We start from the raw sequence: 19,121 nt of genomic DNA on the forward strand, positions 1-19,121 counted from the left end.
ATGGCTTTGTTTACATACGAAACGAAAAAAGATACAAGATCAGGATTTGGGGCTGGAATGGAATATTTAAGTCAACATAATCCTAAAGTTGTTGCACTCTGTGCTGATTTAATTGGCTCATTAAAATTAGAAGCTTTTATAAAAAATAGTCCTGAAAGATTTTTTCAAACAGGGATTGCGGAAGCCAATATGATTGGAATTTCAGCTGGTTTGGCAGTTAGTGGTTTAATTCCATATGCTACCACATTTGCCAATTTTGGAACAGGCCGTGTTTATGATCAAATTCGCCAATCTGTTGCTTATTCTGGGACAAATGTAAAAATTTGTTGCTCACATGCAGGTTTAACTTTAGGTGAAGATGGTGCTACTCATCAAATTTTAGAAGATCTAGGTTTAATGAAAATGTTACCAGGAATGGTAGTCATCAATCCATGTGATTATAACCAAACTAAAGCTGCTACCATTGCAATTGCAGATTACGAAGGACCGGTTTACCTTAGATTTGGTAGACCTGTAGTCCCGGTATTTACTCCAGAAAATCAAGTTTTTGAAATTGGAAAAGCTATCCATTTAGTAGAAGGTTCAGATGTTAGTATTTTTGCAACTGGGCATTTGGTTTGGGAGGCTATTCAAGCGGTAGAAATTTTACAAGAAAAAGGAATAAACGCTGAATTGATAAACATTCATACAATTAAACCTTTGGATAATGAGTCTGTTTTGAAATCAGTGGCTAAAACAGGTTGCGTGGTAAGTGCTGAGGAACATCAAATTAATGGTGGTTTAGGTGACTCAATTGCTCAATTATTAGCTTTAAATAATCCTACACCTATTGAATTTGTAGGTGTAAATGATTCATTTGGTGAGTCAGGAAAACCAGCAGATTTAATGGAGAAATATGGTTTAAATGCAAATAGCATCGTAGAAAAAGCATTAAAAGCCATTTCTAGAAAGAAATAATCAGAATGGGTAACCAATCCCAATGTTAAATTCTAATGGGTTCTCGCCACTACTTAAGGTAGTTTTATCGAGAACCCATTTTTCATTTTTAGGTTTCGAAGGATTTAAGACTTTAGTAGCCACATCTAATCTCAATAAGAAAAAAGAAAAATCCCATCTCAATCCAAAACCTGTTCCAACAGCAATTTGATTATAAAATTCATCGAATTTAAACGCCGAATTAGATATATTCTGATCATTGGCAAAAGTCCAAATATTACCAGCATCGATAAAAAATGCACCGTTTAATTTTCCTAGAAAATAAAGGATAGGATAGCGATATTCCAATGATGTTTCTAATAAGATACTTCCTGGTTGTTCGATTAAATTATTCCCTGCATTATATGAACCTGGACCTAGACGCCTTGGTTTCCAAGCCCTAATACTACTTGGACCACCTATAAAGAAATTCTTTTCATACGGTAATTGATATCCATTCTCCTCACCATAAGCATAGGCTAAACCGCCACTAATTTTAAAAGCTATTTGCGCTTGGTTAGATTCACCAATAAGTCGATAAATTCGATAATCAGTCGTTAAACGTAAAAACCGATAAAATTGCAAATCTTGATTACTTTGAAGAAGATCTCCGATAAAATCGAGCCGTCTATTTGGGGTGAAATTCAAAATAGTGCCACCTGATTCTAAACCTAGAGAAATTACTTTTCCATTGACTAAAGAGTTACTAGGTAGAAATGATCGATAAGAATAATTGAAATGTATACTAGATACAAAACTTGGATTAAAACTTCGATATAAATTATTTCCTTGAAGTCTTAATTCTTCCAAATAGGTTTGAAATGATTTAGAAGTAGGTGAGTCTGGATAATTCGTATTAATGACATTTAAATCAAGAAAAGATATAGAGAAATATTTATTGGGTGATTTACGCCAAAATAATCGATTATAAAGATTAACATTTGTTCGAATATATTCAGGACGATCAATATAATCATAACTTAATCCTAATTGAGTTTGAGGAGCAAAAATAACACCTAGCTTACTTTTGATCGTTTTGGGTAAAAATAGTGTAGGAAAGTTGATCGAAGTCCCAATATTCACTTCTAAATTCCTTCTTGTTTCAGAGGTATTAATAAAACCAGTTTGTGCTTCAAAACCAATTCGGCTAGTAAAATCAATGTAATCCAAAGAATTGAATATTCGTCGAATTTTAAATGAATTAGCTAAAAACGGACCGGGAATTCCTCTAAAAATGCTGCCACCAAATTCAGATGAGAAATTATATTTGTCATTTGTAATTAATTCGAATTGTGGAAAAATCTTGGTCTTGGTAGTATCGAAATTAACAGAAACAGCTTTAAATTGATCTGTTAAATATATATTTTGAAGACTTTGATTTACCTTATCAATGGAATAAAGTTCTCCCTCTTTGATATTGATCAAACGTAGCAATTCATTAGTTTGAATTTGATTAGCGCTAAAATTAAGATTATTTTGAAGGTTTTTATTGATCGAAAAAGAAGGTTTTTCAAAGCGGAATAATCGATCAAAGTTTCGATTATTATAAGTTCCTTTAAAATCAGGTATCTTATATATTAAACTAATTGTTTCCAATGTAGTATCCTTCAAATCATTAATTTGCAAACCTATAGCTTCATTGGTAAAAAAGTAATACCCTTTATTTCTAAAATAATTGGTTAATTTTTCTTTTTCATTTTTTAAAATATCATAGGTTAAACCGTGGTTTTTAAGAATGACACTTTGATTCTTTAAATATTCATTGGCATTTTCTGCTAGGACTGGATTATCTATTAATAATGAATCCACTTTAGTAAAAGTGCTCAAATTACCTTCCTCAATTATAAATTCCGAATTGATTAATTTATTGTTTGATTTTAACGAATCAATCTTTGTATGGATCTTAACTTTCAAAAATCCGGATTTACGGTAGTATTTAATTAAACTGCTCTGAGTCGAGCTAATAAATTCACGAGTGAATGTTGGATTATAATTAGTGAAAAAGGTGAAAAACTTTTTTTTGTTTGGTAATGAATCATTAAGATTTCTTTTTGATTTTAGAAATAAATAATATTTAGCAGGCAATATTCTGTTAAAAGAATATTTTAAACTTGGTATATTTGCTTTAATATCTCCACTTGCCAGTTTGTTATTTCCAGTTATTGAGATTTTATTGATAACTGTTTCAGTTTGAATATAGTTTTTATAGCCTGTACATGAGATATTCAGGATAAAAACAGAAATAATAACAAGTAGATTTTTATAATTCAAAAGATGCTATCAAATAATCAAATAAAGTTAATCAATTCTCTACACTCAAAAAAAGGACGAGTGGAGAATAAACTATTTTTAATTGAAGGTGAAAAAGGAATTAGTGAATTAATGGATTCAGATTTCTTAGTATCGATGATCCTAATTAACGAGAATTGTGAGTTTAAAGAATTAAGTCAAGCTCAAAGTAAAAACATTCCTATCTATTTTATAGATGACAAATTACTTCAAAAATTATCAAGTTTAACTACGAATACATTCGGAATTGCTGTAGCTAAATTCTCAGATAATAATCAATATAGGGAAGAAAAATCTGGATATACTTTAGTTTTAGACGGAATAAGAGATCCAGGTAATTTAGGAACAATCATTCGGATTTGCGATTGGTATGGCATTCAACAAATTGTGCTTTCAAATGATTCTACTGAGTTTTATAATCCAAAAGTGATCTCAGCCACCATGGGATCATTTAAAAGAGTTCGATTTTTTTATACAGATTTATCCGATTTCTTCAAAAAAAATAAACATATACCTGTTTTAGGTGCCTATTTAGATGGAAAAAATATTCATCAGTTTGATTTTCCGGCCCATGGTTTTATTTTGATGGGTAATGAATCCTTGGGTATTCGTGATGAGAATCTACCATTCGTTACCCACAAATTAACTATTCCTCGTTTTGGAAATGCTGAGTCACTAAATGTTGCCATTTCAACAGGAATTATTTTAGATAACTTAAAACGAAGTTAAATTGATTCTTTTTCCAAATACTTTTCAATTAAGAAGTGGGCAAGGTATAAGAGAGGCGTGAAAAGAATAGCAATCAAAAATTTATAGAGATAATTATTGAAGGAAACATTCATCCACTCACTTAGTGTCCAATTTCCAAATACATAAAAAGCTATCCCAATAACTAAAATACTATCTATTAATTGTGAAATTAATGTTGATCCTGTTGCTCTAAGCCAGATATATTTTTTCCCCGTTCTATTTTTGATATTTTCAAAAACATATGCATCAATTAATTGGCTTACTAAAAAGGCAGAAATAGATCCCGCTATGATCCCTAAACCTTGACGAAAAATTTTACTATAAGCAAAATCAATATTAAATCCTTTGCCATCCGAATTTACATTTAACCAAAAATCTGCTGGTACTAATAAAGTTGAAATGTAGATAATGAAAAAAGAAAACGCTACAAATACGGCTGTCGTGTAAGAAATAAATTTTACACCTTTTTTTCCGAAATAATCATTTATAATATCAGATGTAATAAATACCAAAGGCCAATTTAGTGCACCCGCTGTTTGATTAAAATCCCATTTATCGCCCCAAGGAGTTAATAGACCTAAAGGTTGAAAGCCTAGTGATTTTTCTATACTAACAATTTTCACTCCTATAATTTCAGCTATAATTGCATTAGTTAGAAAAATTCCAAATAAGAAAATAAATAACTTTTGCTTCCGCGAAAATTGTTGAAAAATCATTTTCTGTAATTATTAAAATGTGTCGCTATTTTATCCAAAGCAAGATTCAATTGTTCTACATGCGGTAGAAATACAATCCGAAAATGATGATTCCCTTTAAAATTAAAGCCTGAGCCAGCCACAACTAATATTTTTTGTTCCTCTAAAAGAGACATGACAAAATGATTATCATCTTCGAAGTTAAATTTATTTAAATCGAATGAAGGAAATAAATACAAAGCTCCTTTGGGTTTAACACAACTTACACCGTCAATAGAATTAAGTTTTTCCCAAGCAAGATTCATTTGTTTGAATAACCTTCCGTCTTTTGCCACCAAATCATTAATCGATTGATATCCACCCAAGGCTGTTTGAATACCAAATTGAGTAATTACATTAGCACATAAACGAGTACTGAATAAGAAATTTAAGCCTTCAATATATGATTTTGCTTTATGTTTAGCTCCAGTCATGATCATCCAACCGCCTCTAAATCCTGCTGCCCGATAATTTTTCGAAAGACCGCCCATCGTAATAATCAAACAATCATCATTCAATCCGGCGGCAGTATAGTGTTTCGTATGATCAAAAAGTATTTTATCATAGATTTCATCTGAAAATAAAATCAATTTATACTTATTTGCTAAGTCAACTAGTTTTTCAACAACTTCTTTAGAGTATACGGCTCCTGTTGGATTATTTGGATTAATGATTACCAAAGCTCTTGTCTTTTCCGTAATTTTTGATTCGATATCTTCTAAATCTGGAGCCCAATCTTTTTGCTCATCACAAATATAGTGAACCGCTTTACCTCCTGACAAACCAACAACAGTTGTCCATAATGGATAATCAGGAGAAGGGATTAATACCTCATCATCTGTATTTAATAATGCATTTAAACCCAAAGATATTAATTCACTTACACCATTTCCGATGTATATATCTTCGATCATGATGTTTTTCACACCTAGATTTTGATAATATTGCATGACAGCCTTTCTTGCGGCAAAAAGGCCTCTAGAATCTACATAGCCTTGAGCATTACGAATGTTAACGATAATATCATGGACAATCTCGTCAGGCGTTTCAAATCCAAAAGCGGCTGGATTACCTATGTTTAAAGATGTGATTTTATATCCTTGATTTTGAAGAGCTAGAGCTTTCTCATAAACAGGCCCACGTATTTCATATTTTAGGTGTTCTAGTCTCCGACTTTTTAATATTTCCATTAAATATTTTTTTAAAGAACTGTAAAAATAGTAATTTACTTTTAAATTGACTTAATAAGAAGAATTAATGGAAGATTTGAATTCAATCATTTTAATAATTTCAGGCATCATTTTTTCTTTTTTAATAAATTATGGACAATTCTTTAAGATAACTAAATCAATATTTAATTTATCTGGATTTCTCTTTTTTAAATACTTATTTAGACTTTTAATTTCTGTTGTTTTTATTTATCTGTTAATTTACTCAGATACTCAATTCTATAAGCCCGAAATAAATAATAATTCAATATTGTATGTGTTTAAAAAAAGTCAATTTGATTCAAATTTGACTTCTCTCAATTTTAAAAATTATGTTTTAACTGATTTAAAAAATCTAAAGTCTCAAAGCAATAATTTTTCAATTGCAGTTTTCGATGAAAAAACCAAAATAGCGGCTAAAATTACTCCCAATTTGAATGCTGATCAAATGGTATTTTTTTTAGAAAATAATGCCTCAGGTTATTTAAACGGATATGCTAAAAGATTAACAATTAATTCAAGAATATTTCCATTGATCAGTAATGAAAATTTTCAAAAATTTGAATTAATAGGGGATGAGTTAATTATAGAACAGAAAGAAAATTTGATTCGAGAAATTTTCCTTATCAATAAATTGGATTTTATATTTAATTTGAAGGTTTATTTATTAATTTTGCTTATTGTATTAATGTCTGTGGACATTTTAATAAGTATTAAAATAATTAAGATCTAAAATTGTTTTCAACCTATTTTTACATATTTATTTTAGTTTATCAATTATTTATTTCAGATAATTCTGGCCTATATAATAACAATATTGGAAAGGTTAATCAATTAATTACAAATCAAGAATATAAAAAAGCATACCTACTTATTTCTAAATTACATCAGTCGGCCATTTTCGAAAATTCTAATCTCACAAATTGTAAAATTCTATTGGGCATTAAATTAAATTTACAATTAGAAGAGATTTTGACTGAAACCGAGCTGGAAAACTACCAAAAAGCTATAATTTGGTCGAAATTGAAACAAAATAATAGGTCTTTGAATATTCTAAGAAGGGAAATTATTTTGAATAGTAATGACTCGATAATTAAACTATATGAAATTTATTCTGCGAAGATTAAAAATAAATATGCTACAAAAGGATCAATTAGTCCTATTCAAAATAGTAAAATAGATGAAAATGCAGATGCCATGGCCATCTTAAATTTAATGAAGAAAAAAGAAAAATATTTACTTTATACGAATGGAATTAAATAAAATAAGTAATTACAACTTCCCCAATCAAAAATCATTTTATCAAGGGAAAGTAAGAGATGTTTATAGCTTAGGAGATCATTTATTAATGGTCACTTCTGATCGTATTTCTGCGTTTGATGTAGTATTGCCGAAATTAATACCATTTAAGGGTCAAGTTTTAAATCAAATAGCTAAGTATTTTCTTGATGCTACAAGAGAAATCGTTCCAAATTGGTTGCTAGCTACTCCTGACCCCAATGTCGCTTTCGGAAGAAAATGTGAGCCAATTGCTATCGAAATGGTTGTTAGAGGTTATGTGGTCGGACATTTAGCTCGAGAATATAAATTAGGTAAAAGAGAAATTTGTGGTGTTCCATTACCAGACGGTTTAAGAGAAAATGAAAAATTAGAAAAACCAATTATTACACCAACCACCAAAGCACATGCAGGCCATGATGAAGATATCTCTGTAAAAGATATTCTTGATAGAAATATTGTCACAAAAGAAATCATGGATCAGTTAATAACTTATTCATTGGCTTTATTTCAAAAAGGACAAGAAATGGCGAATGATAAAAATTTAATATTAGTAGATACAAAATATGAATTTGGATTGATAAATGGGGAAGTTGTTTTAATGGATGAAATTCACACTCCTGATTCATCCCGTTATTTTTACAAAGAACCATATCAAGATTTATTTGAAAAAGGATTACCACAAAAACAATTGTCGAAAGAATTTGTGAGAGAATGGTTAATTGCAAATAATTTTAGGGGATTAGAGGGGCAGACTATACCGGATATCAGTGATGAATTTGTACAAGAAATTTCAGATAGGTATATCTTACTATATGAAGAAATCACAGGGTTGAAATTTGAAAAAGCACCCCAGGAAGACTTAATTAATCGAATTTATAACAATACTATCCATTTTTTAAACCATGTCAACAAGTAAACCATTTGATTTAGAACAAAATGAAAGTTATGCTCTTATTGATTGGAAGGATACCAATTTAGGGCAAGAAAATTTTGATGAATTAGAGCAATTAATTCGTTTATTATTTAAAAAAGAGTATTCAAATATTATTTTAAATATTTCCAAAATTGCTGAAATAGATGGCTATGGAGTTGCTACTATTCGAAAAGGAACTAAAATTTGCACCAATGAAAATGGGTTGTTTGTTATAGTTTCAAAAGTAGAGCCCGTTCTTGAGCGATTAGAAGTTGCCAACATCGAAAACATTACGATTTTTAATACCGTACAAGAGGGAATTGATGCAATTTATTTAAATGAATTGGAGAATGATTTTTCGGATAATGAAGAGGAAGACGACTTTGGAGGAGGGGAAAACTTCTCTGACTATTCAGATGATTATTAATAAAATTGCATTATATTAAGATTGCTTTTACTTGTTTAGTGATATTTGTCTATTCCATAGATTATTTTGTATAAATAATGATTTGCCAAATATTTTTTTGATTAAATTTGATTTAACTGATTTTTTATACCTAAAAATTAAATAAATCATTGATTAAATATTGTTTAAATTTTCAAGTTTATTATTAGAATATTAATAGTTTTATAATGAAAACAGTAGCTGAGGAGGGATTATACAGAAAAGAATTCGAGCATGATGCTTGTGGAATTGGTTTTGTAGCTAGTTTGAAAGGGATTAAATCTCATCGAATTGTTCAAGATTCCATTAAAATGTTAATTCGAATGGATCATCGTGGAGCGTGTGGATGTGATCCAAATTCTGGTGACGGGGCTGGTGTATTATTGCAATTACCACATGAATTTTTCTTGGAGGAAACACCTAAGTCAGGTTTTCAAATTCCTGCATTAGGCCAATATGGAGTAGGTATGGTATTTTTCCCAAAAGATGAAGTACTCATTAAAGAATCCAAAGAAGTTATAGATAGAAAAGCAAAAAAATTAGGTTTAAAAGTATTAGGTTATCGAATTGTTCCGGTAGATAACTCTGAAATAAGCGGTGCAGATTCAGGAAATTCTGAACCATCTATTCAACAATTATTTTTAGAACGACCTGATAATTGCGCTACAGAAATCGATTTTGAACGAAAACTATATGTATTTAGACAGTTTGTTTCTAAATTATTAAATGACACGATACCAGGTTTAAATAATAAATTCTATTTTGCTTCATTATCTTGTAGAACCATTATCTACAAGGGTATGTTAACTACCATGCAGGTACCTGGTTATTTCAAAGATTTATTTGAAGATAACTTTACATCTGCTCTTGCTATTGTCCACTCAAGATTTTCAACGAATACATTTCCAGAATGGAAATTAGCTCAACCATTTAGATTTATTGCCCACAATGGTGAAATCAATACAGTAAAGGGTAATTCATCCTGGATGCAAGCTCAATCTGCTTTATTTTCTAGTAAATATTTTACGCAAGAAGAGTTGGATATGATTTTGCCCGTTTGCAGTCTTGGTCAGTCCGATTCAGCTATTTTAGATAATGCTATTGAATTATTGTATCTAAGTGGTCGCTCTTTACCACATGTTATGATGATGCTTATTCCAGAAGCTTGGGATGGCAATGAATCAATGGAAGATTATAAAAAAGACTTTTATGAGTACCATGCTGGCTTAATGGAACCTTGGGATGGGCCCGCTTCGATATCATTTACTGATGGTAAAATGATAGGAGCAACTTTAGATCGTAACGGATTGCGTCCTTCTAGATATTGGGTTACTAAAGATGACCACGTAATTATGGCATCTGAAGCAGGTGTTTTGGATTTAGATCCAAGTACAATAGTATCAAAGGGTAGATTACAACCTGGTAAGATGTTTGTTGTTGACATGGAACAAGGACGTATTATACCAGATAAAGAACTAAAAGATAAAATTTGTCAGCAACAACCTTATGGTAAGTGGCTTAAAGAAAATAAAATTAGAGTAGAAGATTTACCAGAAGCTGGTAGTGAATATCGTCAGCCAAAAGGGACAGAATTAATTTCTCGTCAACAAATTTTTGGATTTACGACTGAAGATATCCGAATAGTTTTGGCACAAATGGCTGAAACTGGAAAAGAAGCCTTAGGCTCTATGGGTATAGATACTCCATTGGCTGTTTTATCGGAAAAGGCTCAACATTTATCCAGCTACTTTAAGCAATTGTTTGCTCAAGTAACTAATCCGCCAATTGACCCGATTAGGGAACGTATGGTTATGTCTCTTTTGACAGACATTGGAGGCCTTTCCAATTTATTAGATGAAACTCCAGGTCACTGCAGACAAATTGAAATGCAGCAGCCTGTATTAAGAAATAAAGAAGTTGAGAAAATTAGGTGGATTGACCATGAAAATTTTCAAACCAAATCAATACACATGACTTTCAAGGCATCAGAGGAATCTGGTACCTTAAAAAAAGCATTAGAAAGAATTTGTAATTATGCAGAAGATGCAGTGGATGATGGATATTCTATCATTTTACTTACTGACAGAGGAATAGATTCTTCCCATGCACCGATTCCTTCATTATTGGCCTTAGGAGCTGTTCATAATCATTTAATTAGAACTAAGAAAAGAGCGAAAGTTGGAATTATCATTGAGGCAGGGGATGTATGGGAAACCCATCATTTTGCAACCCTTATTGGTTATGGGGCCTCTGCTGTAAATCCTTATATGGCATTCGAAACGATTCGTGAAATGAAAGAAAAAGGTTGGGTAGACTCAAATCTTTCTAATGAAAAGTTAGAATATAATTACATCAAGGCAGTTAATGGAGAATTATTGAAAATATTCTCAAAAATGGGAATTTCTACTTTACAATCTTACCAAGGAGCTCAAATATTCGAAATATTAGGATTGGGTAAAGAAGTAGTAGATAGTTATTTTACAGGATCTATTTCTAGAATTTCTGGTATTGATTTAGATACCATAGCTAAAGAGGCATTAATTAAACATTCTTCTGGATTTAGCTTATTGAAAGTTGATCATCCAAAATTAGAAGTTGGTGGAATTTATCAATGGAAACAAAGAGGAGAGGAGCACCTATTCAATCCACAAACCATCCATTTGTTGCAACTAGCTACTAAAAACAATGATTTTAATACCTTCAAAAGGTATTCCAAATTAATTGATGATCAATCCAATAAATCTATAACTCTTAGAGGTTTGATGAAATTCAAAAATTCAACATCAATTCCATTAAGTGAAGTAGAACCTGCTGAAAATATTTTGAAGAGATTTGCTACTGGTGCTATGTCATTTGGTTCTATATCATACGAGGCCCATACAACATTGGCAATGGCCATGAATCGAATTGGAGGAAAGTCAAATACAGGTGAAGGAGGCGAAGATCCTATACGTTTTGAACCGATGGCAAATGGAGATTCCATGAACTCCGCTATTAAACAAGTTGCATCAGGCCGTTTTGGTGTTACAGCCAATTACTTAACCAATGCAAAAGAATTGCAAATTAAAATGGCTCAAGGAGCAAAACCTGGTGAAGGCGGTCAATTACCAGGGCATAAAGTAGATGATTGGATAGGTAAAACAAGACATTCTACTCCTGGTGTTGGTTTAATTTCACCTCCGCCTCACCATGATATCTATTCGATTGAAGATTTAGCTCAATTGATATTTGATTTAAAAAATGCAAATAGAGCGGCTAGAATTTCCGTAAAATTAGTGTCGGAAGCTGGAGTCGGTACCATTGCTGCAGGGGTTGCAAAAGCACATGCGGATCATATTTTAATTGCTGGATATGATGGAGGTACAGGTGCTTCACCACTTTCATCCATCCGACACGCTGGTTTACCATGGGAGCTTGGATTAGCTGAAACGCATCAAACTTTAGTTAAAAATAAATTAAGAGGTCGAGTTACGATTCAAACGGATGGACAAATCAAAACAGGTAAGGACATTGCTATCGCAGCTTTATTGGGTGCGGAAGAATTTGGAGTTGCAACTGCTGCTTTAGTAACCGCTGGATGTATCATGATGCGTAAATGTCATTTGAATACATGTCCAGTAGGTGTAGCAACACAAAATCCAGAATTAAGAGCTTTGTACACTGGCCAAGTAGACCATGTGGTGAATTTATTTCATTTCTTAGCTGAAGAATTAAGAGAGATAATGGCAGATTTAGGCTTCAAAACTATTGAGGAAATGGTTGGAAGAGTTGATTTGTTAGAAATGAACAATTTGGAAAACCATTGGAAATTTAAACATGTAGACCTTTCTCCTATATTATCACCAGCAAATGCTGAATCAGGTGTTTCTGTAGTGAAAAATGAAGATCAAGATCACGGTTTAGAAAATCAGTTGGATTGGGAATTATTAAAACTAGCAGAATCAAGTTTGAAAAATCAAACAATTGTAACTGGAGAATATCCAATCATCAATGTTAATAGATCTGTAGGAACTATTCTTTCGAATGAAATAACCAAGATTTATGGAGAAAAAGGCTTACCAAAAAATACGATTAATATCAAGTTTAAAGGTACAGCTGGTCAATCTTTCGGTGCATTTTCTGTTAAGGGCATAAAATTCGAAATTGAAGGTGATGCCAATGATTACATTGGTAAAGGTATGTGTGGATCAACCATTGTCGTCTATCCATCAAAAGATGCCACTTTTGTTGCGGCAGAAAATTCAATCGTAGGCAATGTGTCCTTTTATGGAGCAACATCAGGAGAAGCTTATTTAGCTGGGATGGCAGGAGAAAGATTCTGTGTTAGAAATTCTGGTGCGAAAGTAGTTGTAGAAGGAATAGGAGATCACGGTTGTGAATATATGACTGGAGGTTTAGTAATCATAATTGGTGATACGGGAAGGAATTTTGCTGCCGGTATGTCGGGAGGAGTTGCCTACGTATTTGATGAAAAAAATGACTTTGAATCAAAAGTGAATAGAGAAATGGTTGAAATTTCAGATTTAAACCAGGAGGATTCCAATATCGTATTAATGTATCTAAATAATCATGTTGAATTAACCAATTCTGTAAAGGGAAAATCGATATTAGATAATTTCAGTTCAGCTATTACTAGATTCAAAAAAGTTCTTCCAGTAGATTTCAAAAATGCGTTAAGTAGTAGAAATTTAAATATTTCTGAAGTTTTGGAAGATAAAAATAAAGTTTACAAAGACATTCAAATTGATTTAAAATAATTACAAAATGGGTAAGCCAACAGGATTTTTAGAAAAAGATAGAAAAACTGCTAGCAAGAGGTCAGTTTCAGAGAGGATAAATGATTATAAAGAAATCGAACTTTTATCTCCGGAACAAGATACTTTAGAACAGGCAAGTAGATGTATGGATTGCGGTACACCGTTTTGTCACAGTGGATGTCCACTTGGTAATATTATACCGGAATTTAACGATGCAGTATACGAAGGGAATTGGAAATATGCGTATGAAATTTTAAGTTCTACCAACAATTTTCCAGAATTTACTGGACGAATTTGTCCAGCTCCATGCGAATCATCTTGCGTTTTAGGAATTAATAAGCCTCCTGTTACTATTGAATTAATTGAAAAATCAATTATAGAGAAAGCGTATTCTGAAGGCTGGGTACAACCTTTTACCCCTTCCAAAAGAACAGGTAAAAAAATCGCAGTAGTTGGTTCAGGCCCAGCGGGTCTTGCTGCAGCTGCACAATTAAATAAAGCTGGTCATTTAGTAACTGTATTTGAAAGAGCTGATCAAATCGGTGGATTATTAAGATATGGAATTCCTGATTTCAAATTGGATAAATCTGTAATTGACAGAAGGATTGCAGTAATGGAGCAGGAGGGAGTGGTATTTAAAACCAATTCCAAAATAGGGTCAGATATTAAATTGTCAAAATTAGAGTCTGAATTTGATGTAATATTAGTAGCAGCTGGATCAACAACACCAAGATTAATCCATGTAGAAGGATTTGATGCAAAAGGAATCTATCCAGCGATGGAGTTTTTATCTCAGCAAAACAAACGAAATGCAAATATTGAATTAAATGTCAACCACAAAGGTGAATCTTACATCAATGCTAATATTTTAGCAACTAATAAAAATGTTGTTGTAATCGGCGGTGGAGATACTGGATCTGATTGTGTTGGAACATCGAATAGACATAAAGCAAAATCGATTACTCAAATAGAAGTAATGCCAAAGCCTCCTGTTGGAAGAGCTGAAAATACACCATGGCCTAATTGGCCGAATATGTTACGTACTTCTACTTCGCATGAAGAAGGAGCGGAGCGTTTTTGGTCCATTAGTCTACAAGAATTTATCAAAGATGATGCTGGAAATTTAACTGCCTTAAAAATAGGTGATATTTCAATGGTCAATAAAAATGGTAAATTAGAACAAGAAATTATTAATATTAGAGAAATTCCATGCGAATTAGCACTAATTGCAGCAGGATTTTTACACACGGATCATAGTGAGTTATTTGGAGAGCTTCAATCCAAAAATATTAAAGCTGATGAGAGGGGTAATATTATAACTAAATCTAATTATCAAACTGATAATGAGAGAGTTTTCGTAGCTGGCGATGCAAGACGTGGCCAATCTTTAGTCGTATGGGCAATATCAGAAGGTAGAGAAGCAGCAAGAGAAATTGATAAATATCTAATGGGTAAAACAAATTTAGAAGGTAAATCGATTTCATCTTTTGATATTTTTTAAAATTATTTTGCCTTAAAACGTGGCATTTTAAAATAATTTTATTATTTTTGTACTCTCTTAAATGCTAGGAGAGATGCCTGAGAGGCCGAAAGGAACAGTTTGCTAAACTGTCGTACTGGTAACGGTACCGAGGGTTCGAATCCCTCTCTCTCCGCAGTGTTTTTCGGGGTGTAGCGTAGCCCGGTATCGCGCTTGGTTTGGGACCAAGAGGTCGTAGGTTCGAATCCTGCCACCCCGACAAAAGTCAATTTATTGAAAGGTGTTCATTCAACTTGAAATAAATTGACTTTTTATTTAAGGTTCCGTAGCTCAGTTGGATAGAGCAACTGCCTTCTAAGCAGTAGGTCTTTGGTTCGAATCCAAACGGAATCACATAAATAATATCTATAATAAATCTCGGTTTACTATAGATATTTTTTTTTGTTCATTCAATCCTCTAAAATTGTTAATGGAAGATAAAAAATACATATTGTCAAAAAATGCAATAGGTATTGTATTGTTATGGCTAGGTCCTCCATTTTTCTATTTCATACGTTCACAGTTTCATTTAGGGGGTGGTAGCGTCACTAGTGGAATATTCTATGTCCTAAGTTTATTTTTAATACGAAATCCATTAAATACACAACTTGGTTATAAACCTAATTTACATTTACTGTGGTTTGGAGGGACCTATTATTTAATTGGACTATTCTATTTCTTTGTTCACAATTATAATACCGCTAGCTGGGTTACTGATACCATTAACATTATTACCACCTTACTATTTTTTATATTGGTTCTAAGAGTAAACAATGATGTTCAAAAATATTTACCCTTTTGGATAATTGTTCTTACTTTCATTTTAAATATTGCATTAATTTATAGCGTAATTACCAATCCGAACTATATGATTGGCCAAAGAGCCACGGTGCAATTTGGAGATGAGGGATTTACGGGTAATCCTGGTACTTATGCTAGAAATGGTCTTTTTGGAATTATTATTTCCTTATTATTTTTGCACAAAAATGAGGAAAATCTCTTTAAGCAAAATTCTTTTTTACCCATTTGCATTTCAGTTCTAAATTTATTGTTAAGCCTTGTTACCATCATTATTACACAAACAAGAATGATCTTGTTATCCTTAATTGTTATTCTTACCATTTATGTCATATTTATTCGTAATAAAGGTGTAGTAGTGAAAGAAAAGAAACAATATACAAGGATCATCATTGGTTTAATCATTGGTTTAATCATTTATATTAATTATCAATATGATCTTTTTTCCATTTTGGGATACTATATAAATAATTATTGGAGTATGTTTCAAAGCGCTTTGGAAACAGGCCTCTCATTAGGTAAAAATTCGAGTACAGCTGTGGATGATTCAGCCATGGGAAGGGTTGAAAATATCAATAAATTCAAATATATATTTAATCACGAAATTTATAATTTAATTTTTGGAAAGGGTTTCAATTATAGATACATGGATATTCCTATATTAGAGGTATTGGTGAATTTTGGTATAGTGGGATTGATTTTTTATATCTTATTTATTTTAACCTCTTTATATTATACATTAAATGCTTTAAAATCGAATTTGGTCTTTCAAAATTTCTTAGGTTTAACATTTATTCAAGTATTTATTGGTATGTGTACAAGCGGTAGACCTATGGATCTAGCTTATTGTATCATGTATATTATCTATATTCGCTTTTTAGCGGTGAAGCCTAGTTCAGAGTTGAACCAATCATTGAATTAAATAGTATATGTAAATCCCATTTATGAGAATTTTAATCTTTCATAACTTATTGTGGAGTCAATACAAGTCTGTCATTTTTGAGAAATTGAATGAAGAAATTTGCGCCAAAAATGATTCTGAATTACTAGTTATACAAACATCCATAACAGAAAAATCTAGAACTGATTTAGTTGATTTTAAGCTTTCTGACTTTCCTTTCAAATATCCGTTTAAATTAATTAGCAACAAACCTTTAGAAAGTGTCAGTCATTTAAAAATTTTTATTTCAAAAATAAAATATATTATAACATTTAAACCGGATGTTGTCAATTTTACGGGTTATAATGAACCAAGTACAATTATTTTGTTAATCCTTTGTAAGATACTTGGTATTAAATCTATCATAACCAATGAATCAATAGATAAAAAACATCCAGTGGAAGGCATTTCTAAGCGAATAAAATCTTTTTATAAAGTAATCTTATTCAAACTTACGGATGGATTTTTTTCTTACGGAATGCAATCGAATGAATATTTATTTAAACATGGGGTTCCTAAATCAAAAATACTTTCCTTCTTAAATACCTTTGACAAGAAGAAATTTATAGCATCAAATGATAAAATTACCTTAAGTGACAAATATCTTCTTTTTGTCGGTAGGTTATCATCCGAAAAAAACCTGATTGAGTTAATTCGATGTTTCAAAAATGTACACAATTGTGTTAAGGACTTAAAACTACTAATTATTGGTAATGGGCCTGAAAAGGAATTCTTATTAAATGAAATATCGAAATTGAATTTAAACAATGAAGTATTATTGTTAGGAACTATTCAATGGAATTTATTATCCCAATATTATGAAAATGCTGAATGTTTAATTCTACCCTCCATTTCTGAAACCTGGGGAATGGTGGCCAATGAGGCGCAAGAATTAAATTTACCTGTCATATCAACCGATAATTGTGGTTGTAGCAATGATTTGATTTTGAATAATTATTCTGGACTTGTACTTAATGGGGATCTAGCTTCAGATATTAACGTTAATTTGATTATTGATTATGTCATCAATGATAAAAAGCAAAAACTTCAAAAATTCATTTCTAAAAATAAATCAATATTTGATCTAGAACGTTTGTCTTTTGAAATGATTAAAGGGTTTCATTATTTGCTCAAAAAATAACGATTAAAAATACTATTTTTATTTGAATAATATTGACTATTCACTTCTGGGTCATTTACCAAATCAGAGAAGGTTTTGTCTTTAAAAGAATTAATTACTTCATAATTTTCATTTCCTTTAAATGGCAAGTTCAAGCATAATTTGATGCTCGAAAGCGAAAATATCAATATAAATGAAGAATAGATCCATATTTTTTTATTAGGAATATGTTGAATTATAATCAGAAAATATACTAATAATACAGGCACGGAAACTTTTGTCATTAAGTCATTATATTTTCCAAAATTTACCATTGATAGCAACACCAAAATTCCAATGATATAAATTATTTGTCTCTTTTTATCAGCAGTAAAGTTTTTCCAGAGAATCAATGGAAAAATAACTAAATCGATCAACCAAAAAAACATATATCTATCCCAACTGATATTTTTTGATAGTACAGAAAAATGGTAATTAATCTGTTTATCAGAATAGAATAAAATAATAATTATACCAAAAAACAAGGACGAGAAATTCAAAAGAGTAAAGATATTCGATTGGGTAATATTAGGTAGTATGTAAATTAATACGATTCCTAAGGTTACGAATGGTGACCAAAAAAAAGATAGGGCAGAGATAAAAAACATCCACGTGAAATCATTGTTTTTTTTCATCCATTGAAAAAATACGATTAAGATTAGAGCACTTAAAACTTGTTGTGGACCATGGGCTAAATTTGTAAAGAATGAAAAAAAACGCAGTGGAACCAAATGATGAAAAACAAATTTATCTATTAGCCAGTAAAAACCATTGGGGAGTAAAATTAATAACACTTTAAAATTCAGTTTTTCCTTAACAAACAAAACTAAGGTGGTTATTTGCAGAATTAGTAATACCCAAAAAAACTCTATGATTCCTATACTTTTGGTCAGTCCAAATATTTTTACAATTAAACTTACCGGTAAAAAATATCCAAGGTAATAGGAAAAATGATTGTAATTGGAGTGGTTTTGTGGGATGACAACCGGCCAATCATATGAAATTAAATGACTCCAAACTAAATTTGATCGTAAGTGTAAATCAAACTTTTGCTCAGTAAAACCACCAATTCCACAACAATATACTATAAAGCAATTGACTAGAAATAGTAAAAGAAAATTTAGACGACTTATTTCTACTAATTCAATATTATTCCTTTGTTTCAAAAAAATAATCAAAAAATAGATGAGTAATGATCCAATTAGGACTGAGGCATAAGTATTAAGCCAAAATATTATAAAAATAAAAAAAGGAACAAATAATACACTAAATAATATAGTTAAGAGTAAATCTAACTTTAATTTAATCATTTGAGGAATATAATTGATTACAAAGATATAGTATTTAATTATC

Annotated in this window: 14 protein-coding genes and 3 tRNA genes; 13 read left to right on the forward strand and 4 right to left on the reverse strand. The window is 31.2% G+C overall.

What is annotated here, in order from left to right:
• A complete protein-coding gene (locus V7S76_RS05910; RefSeq protein ID WP_459509137.1) occupies positions 1-957 on the forward strand; it encodes a transketolase family protein in 957 nt (318 codons plus the stop codon).
• Here the strand turns inward: V7S76_RS05910 and V7S76_RS05915 are convergent, their stop codons facing one another.
• Positions 958-2,889, reverse strand: coding sequence for a BamA/TamA family outer membrane protein (locus V7S76_RS05915; RefSeq protein WP_459509138.1), 1,932 nt, complete (start codon positions 2,887-2,889; stop codon positions 958-960).
• A gap of 360 nt (positions 2,890-3,249) precedes the next feature.
• Between V7S76_RS05915 and V7S76_RS05920 the strand changes: the two genes are divergently transcribed.
• The gene (locus V7S76_RS05920) at positions 3,250-3,993 is read left to right on the forward strand and encodes a TrmH family RNA methyltransferase (RefSeq protein ID WP_459509139.1); all 744 of its coding nucleotides are present in this window, start codon (positions 3,250-3,252) and stop codon (positions 3,991-3,993) included.
• Here V7S76_RS05920 and V7S76_RS05925 read toward each other — a convergent pair.
• Both V7S76_RS05925 and V7S76_RS05930 read right to left on the reverse strand, forming a co-directional pair.
• Complete coding sequence (locus tag V7S76_RS05925) at positions 3,990-4,730, reverse strand: queuosine precursor transporter (protein WP_459509140.1); 741 nt, start codon at positions 4,728-4,730, stop codon at positions 3,990-3,992. The two genes, V7S76_RS05920 and V7S76_RS05925, sit on opposite strands and share 4 nt — an antisense overlap.
• A complete protein-coding gene (locus tag V7S76_RS05930; RefSeq protein ID WP_459509141.1) occupies positions 4,727-5,938 on the reverse strand; it encodes a pyridoxal phosphate-dependent aminotransferase in 1,212 nt (403 codons plus the stop codon). Before V7S76_RS05930 ends, V7S76_RS05925 begins: the two co-directional genes overlap by 4 nt.
• Positions 5,939-6,005: 67 nt before the next feature.
• Here V7S76_RS05930 and V7S76_RS05935 point away from each other — a divergent pair, with 67 nt between their 5' ends.
• The 11 genes from V7S76_RS05935 (at position 6,006) to V7S76_RS05985 (ending at position 17,750) form a co-directional block, all read left to right on the forward strand.
• Positions 6,006-6,689 (forward strand): hypothetical protein, encoded by a 684-nt coding sequence (locus V7S76_RS05935; protein ID WP_459509142.1) that lies wholly within the window; start codon positions 6,006-6,008, stop codon positions 6,687-6,689.
• Positions 6,690-7,000: 311 nt separating this feature from the next.
• Positions 7,001-7,219, forward strand: a complete 219-nt coding sequence (locus tag V7S76_RS05940) for a hypothetical protein (RefSeq protein WP_459509143.1) — start codon at positions 7,001-7,003, stop codon at positions 7,217-7,219.
• Positions 7,206-8,153: a phosphoribosylaminoimidazolesuccinocarboxamide synthase gene (locus tag V7S76_RS05945; protein WP_459509144.1), complete on the forward strand. Its 948-nt coding sequence runs from the start codon at positions 7,206-7,208 to the stop codon at positions 8,151-8,153. The genes V7S76_RS05940 and V7S76_RS05945 overlap by 14 nt, the downstream gene beginning before the upstream one ends.
• Positions 8,140-8,577, forward strand: a complete 438-nt coding sequence (locus V7S76_RS05950) for an STAS domain-containing protein (protein ID WP_459509145.1) — start codon at positions 8,140-8,142, stop codon at positions 8,575-8,577. The genes V7S76_RS05945 and V7S76_RS05950 overlap by 14 nt, the downstream gene beginning before the upstream one ends.
• 206 nt (positions 8,578-8,783) lie before the next feature.
• Positions 8,784-13,352: a glutamate synthase large subunit gene (gene gltB, locus V7S76_RS05955; protein ID WP_459509146.1), complete on the forward strand. Its 4,569-nt coding sequence runs from the start codon at positions 8,784-8,786 to the stop codon at positions 13,350-13,352.
• 7 nt (positions 13,353-13,359) lie between these two features.
• Positions 13,360-14,853, forward strand: coding sequence for a glutamate synthase subunit beta (locus V7S76_RS05960; RefSeq protein ID WP_459509147.1), 1,494 nt, complete (start codon positions 13,360-13,362; stop codon positions 14,851-14,853).
• 67 nt (positions 14,854-14,920) lie between these two features.
• Positions 14,921-15,007: transfer RNA gene (locus V7S76_RS05965), tRNA-Ser, on the forward strand.
• 10 nt (positions 15,008-15,017) lie between these two features.
• A tRNA-Pro gene (locus V7S76_RS05970) sits at positions 15,018-15,091 on the forward strand.
• Between the two features lie 60 nt (positions 15,092-15,151).
• Positions 15,152-15,225: transfer RNA gene (locus V7S76_RS05975), tRNA-Arg, on the forward strand.
• Between the two features lie 76 nt (positions 15,226-15,301).
• The gene (locus tag V7S76_RS05980) at positions 15,302-16,591 is read left to right on the forward strand and encodes a hypothetical protein (RefSeq protein WP_459509148.1); all 1,290 of its coding nucleotides are present in this window, start codon (positions 15,302-15,304) and stop codon (positions 16,589-16,591) included.
• A gap of 22 nt (positions 16,592-16,613) precedes the next feature.
• Positions 16,614-17,750, forward strand: a complete 1,137-nt coding sequence (locus V7S76_RS05985; RefSeq protein WP_459509149.1) for a glycosyltransferase — start codon at positions 16,614-16,616, stop codon at positions 17,748-17,750.
• On the opposite strand, the gene V7S76_RS05990 is transcribed toward V7S76_RS05985, so the two are convergent.
• Positions 17,732-19,078 (reverse strand): hypothetical protein, encoded by a 1,347-nt coding sequence (locus tag V7S76_RS05990; protein WP_459509150.1) that lies wholly within the window; start codon positions 19,076-19,078, stop codon positions 17,732-17,734. The two genes, V7S76_RS05985 and V7S76_RS05990, sit on opposite strands and share 19 nt — an antisense overlap.
• Positions 19,079-19,121 lie beyond the last annotated feature (43 nt).

Source organism: Aquirufa sp. ROCK2-A2 (assembly GCF_054558485.1).

What these genes read in the sequence shown, in the direction of transcription:
- gltB (WP_459509146.1), top strand. Translation starts at nt 8,784, where the DNA reads ATGAAAACAGTAGCTGAGGAGGGATTATACAGAAAAGAATTCGAGCAT.
- V7S76_RS05960 (WP_459509147.1), top strand. Translation starts at nt 13,360, where the DNA reads ATGGGTAAGCCAACAGGATTTTTAGAAAAAGATAGAAAAACTGCTAGC.
- V7S76_RS05925 (WP_459509140.1), bottom strand. Translation starts at nt 4,730, where the DNA reads ATGATTTTTCAACAATTTTCGCGGAAGCAAAAGTTATTTATTTTCTTA.
- V7S76_RS05950 (WP_459509145.1), top strand. Translation starts at nt 8,140, where the DNA reads ATGTCAACAAGTAAACCATTTGATTTAGAACAAAATGAAAGTTATGCT.
- V7S76_RS05910 (WP_459509137.1), top strand. Translation starts at nt 1, where the DNA reads ATGGCTTTGTTTACATACGAAACGAAAAAAGATACAAGATCAGGATTT.
- V7S76_RS05920 (WP_459509139.1), top strand. Translation starts at nt 3,250, where the DNA reads ATGCTATCAAATAATCAAATAAAGTTAATCAATTCTCTACACTCAAAA.
- V7S76_RS05935 (WP_459509142.1), top strand. Translation starts at nt 6,006, where the DNA reads ATGGAAGATTTGAATTCAATCATTTTAATAATTTCAGGCATCATTTTT.
- V7S76_RS05985 (WP_459509149.1), top strand. Translation starts at nt 16,614, where the DNA reads ATGAGAATTTTAATCTTTCATAACTTATTGTGGAGTCAATACAAGTCT.
- V7S76_RS05930 (WP_459509141.1), bottom strand. Translation starts at nt 5,938, where the DNA reads ATGGAAATATTAAAAAGTCGGAGACTAGAACACCTAAAATATGAAATA.
- V7S76_RS05980 (WP_459509148.1), top strand. Translation starts at nt 15,302, where the DNA reads ATGGAAGATAAAAAATACATATTGTCAAAAAATGCAATAGGTATTGTA.
- V7S76_RS05945 (WP_459509144.1), top strand. Translation starts at nt 7,206, where the DNA reads ATGGAATTAAATAAAATAAGTAATTACAACTTCCCCAATCAAAAATCA.
- V7S76_RS05990 (WP_459509150.1), bottom strand. Translation starts at nt 19,078, where the DNA reads ATGATTAAATTAAAGTTAGATTTACTCTTAACTATATTATTTAGTGTA.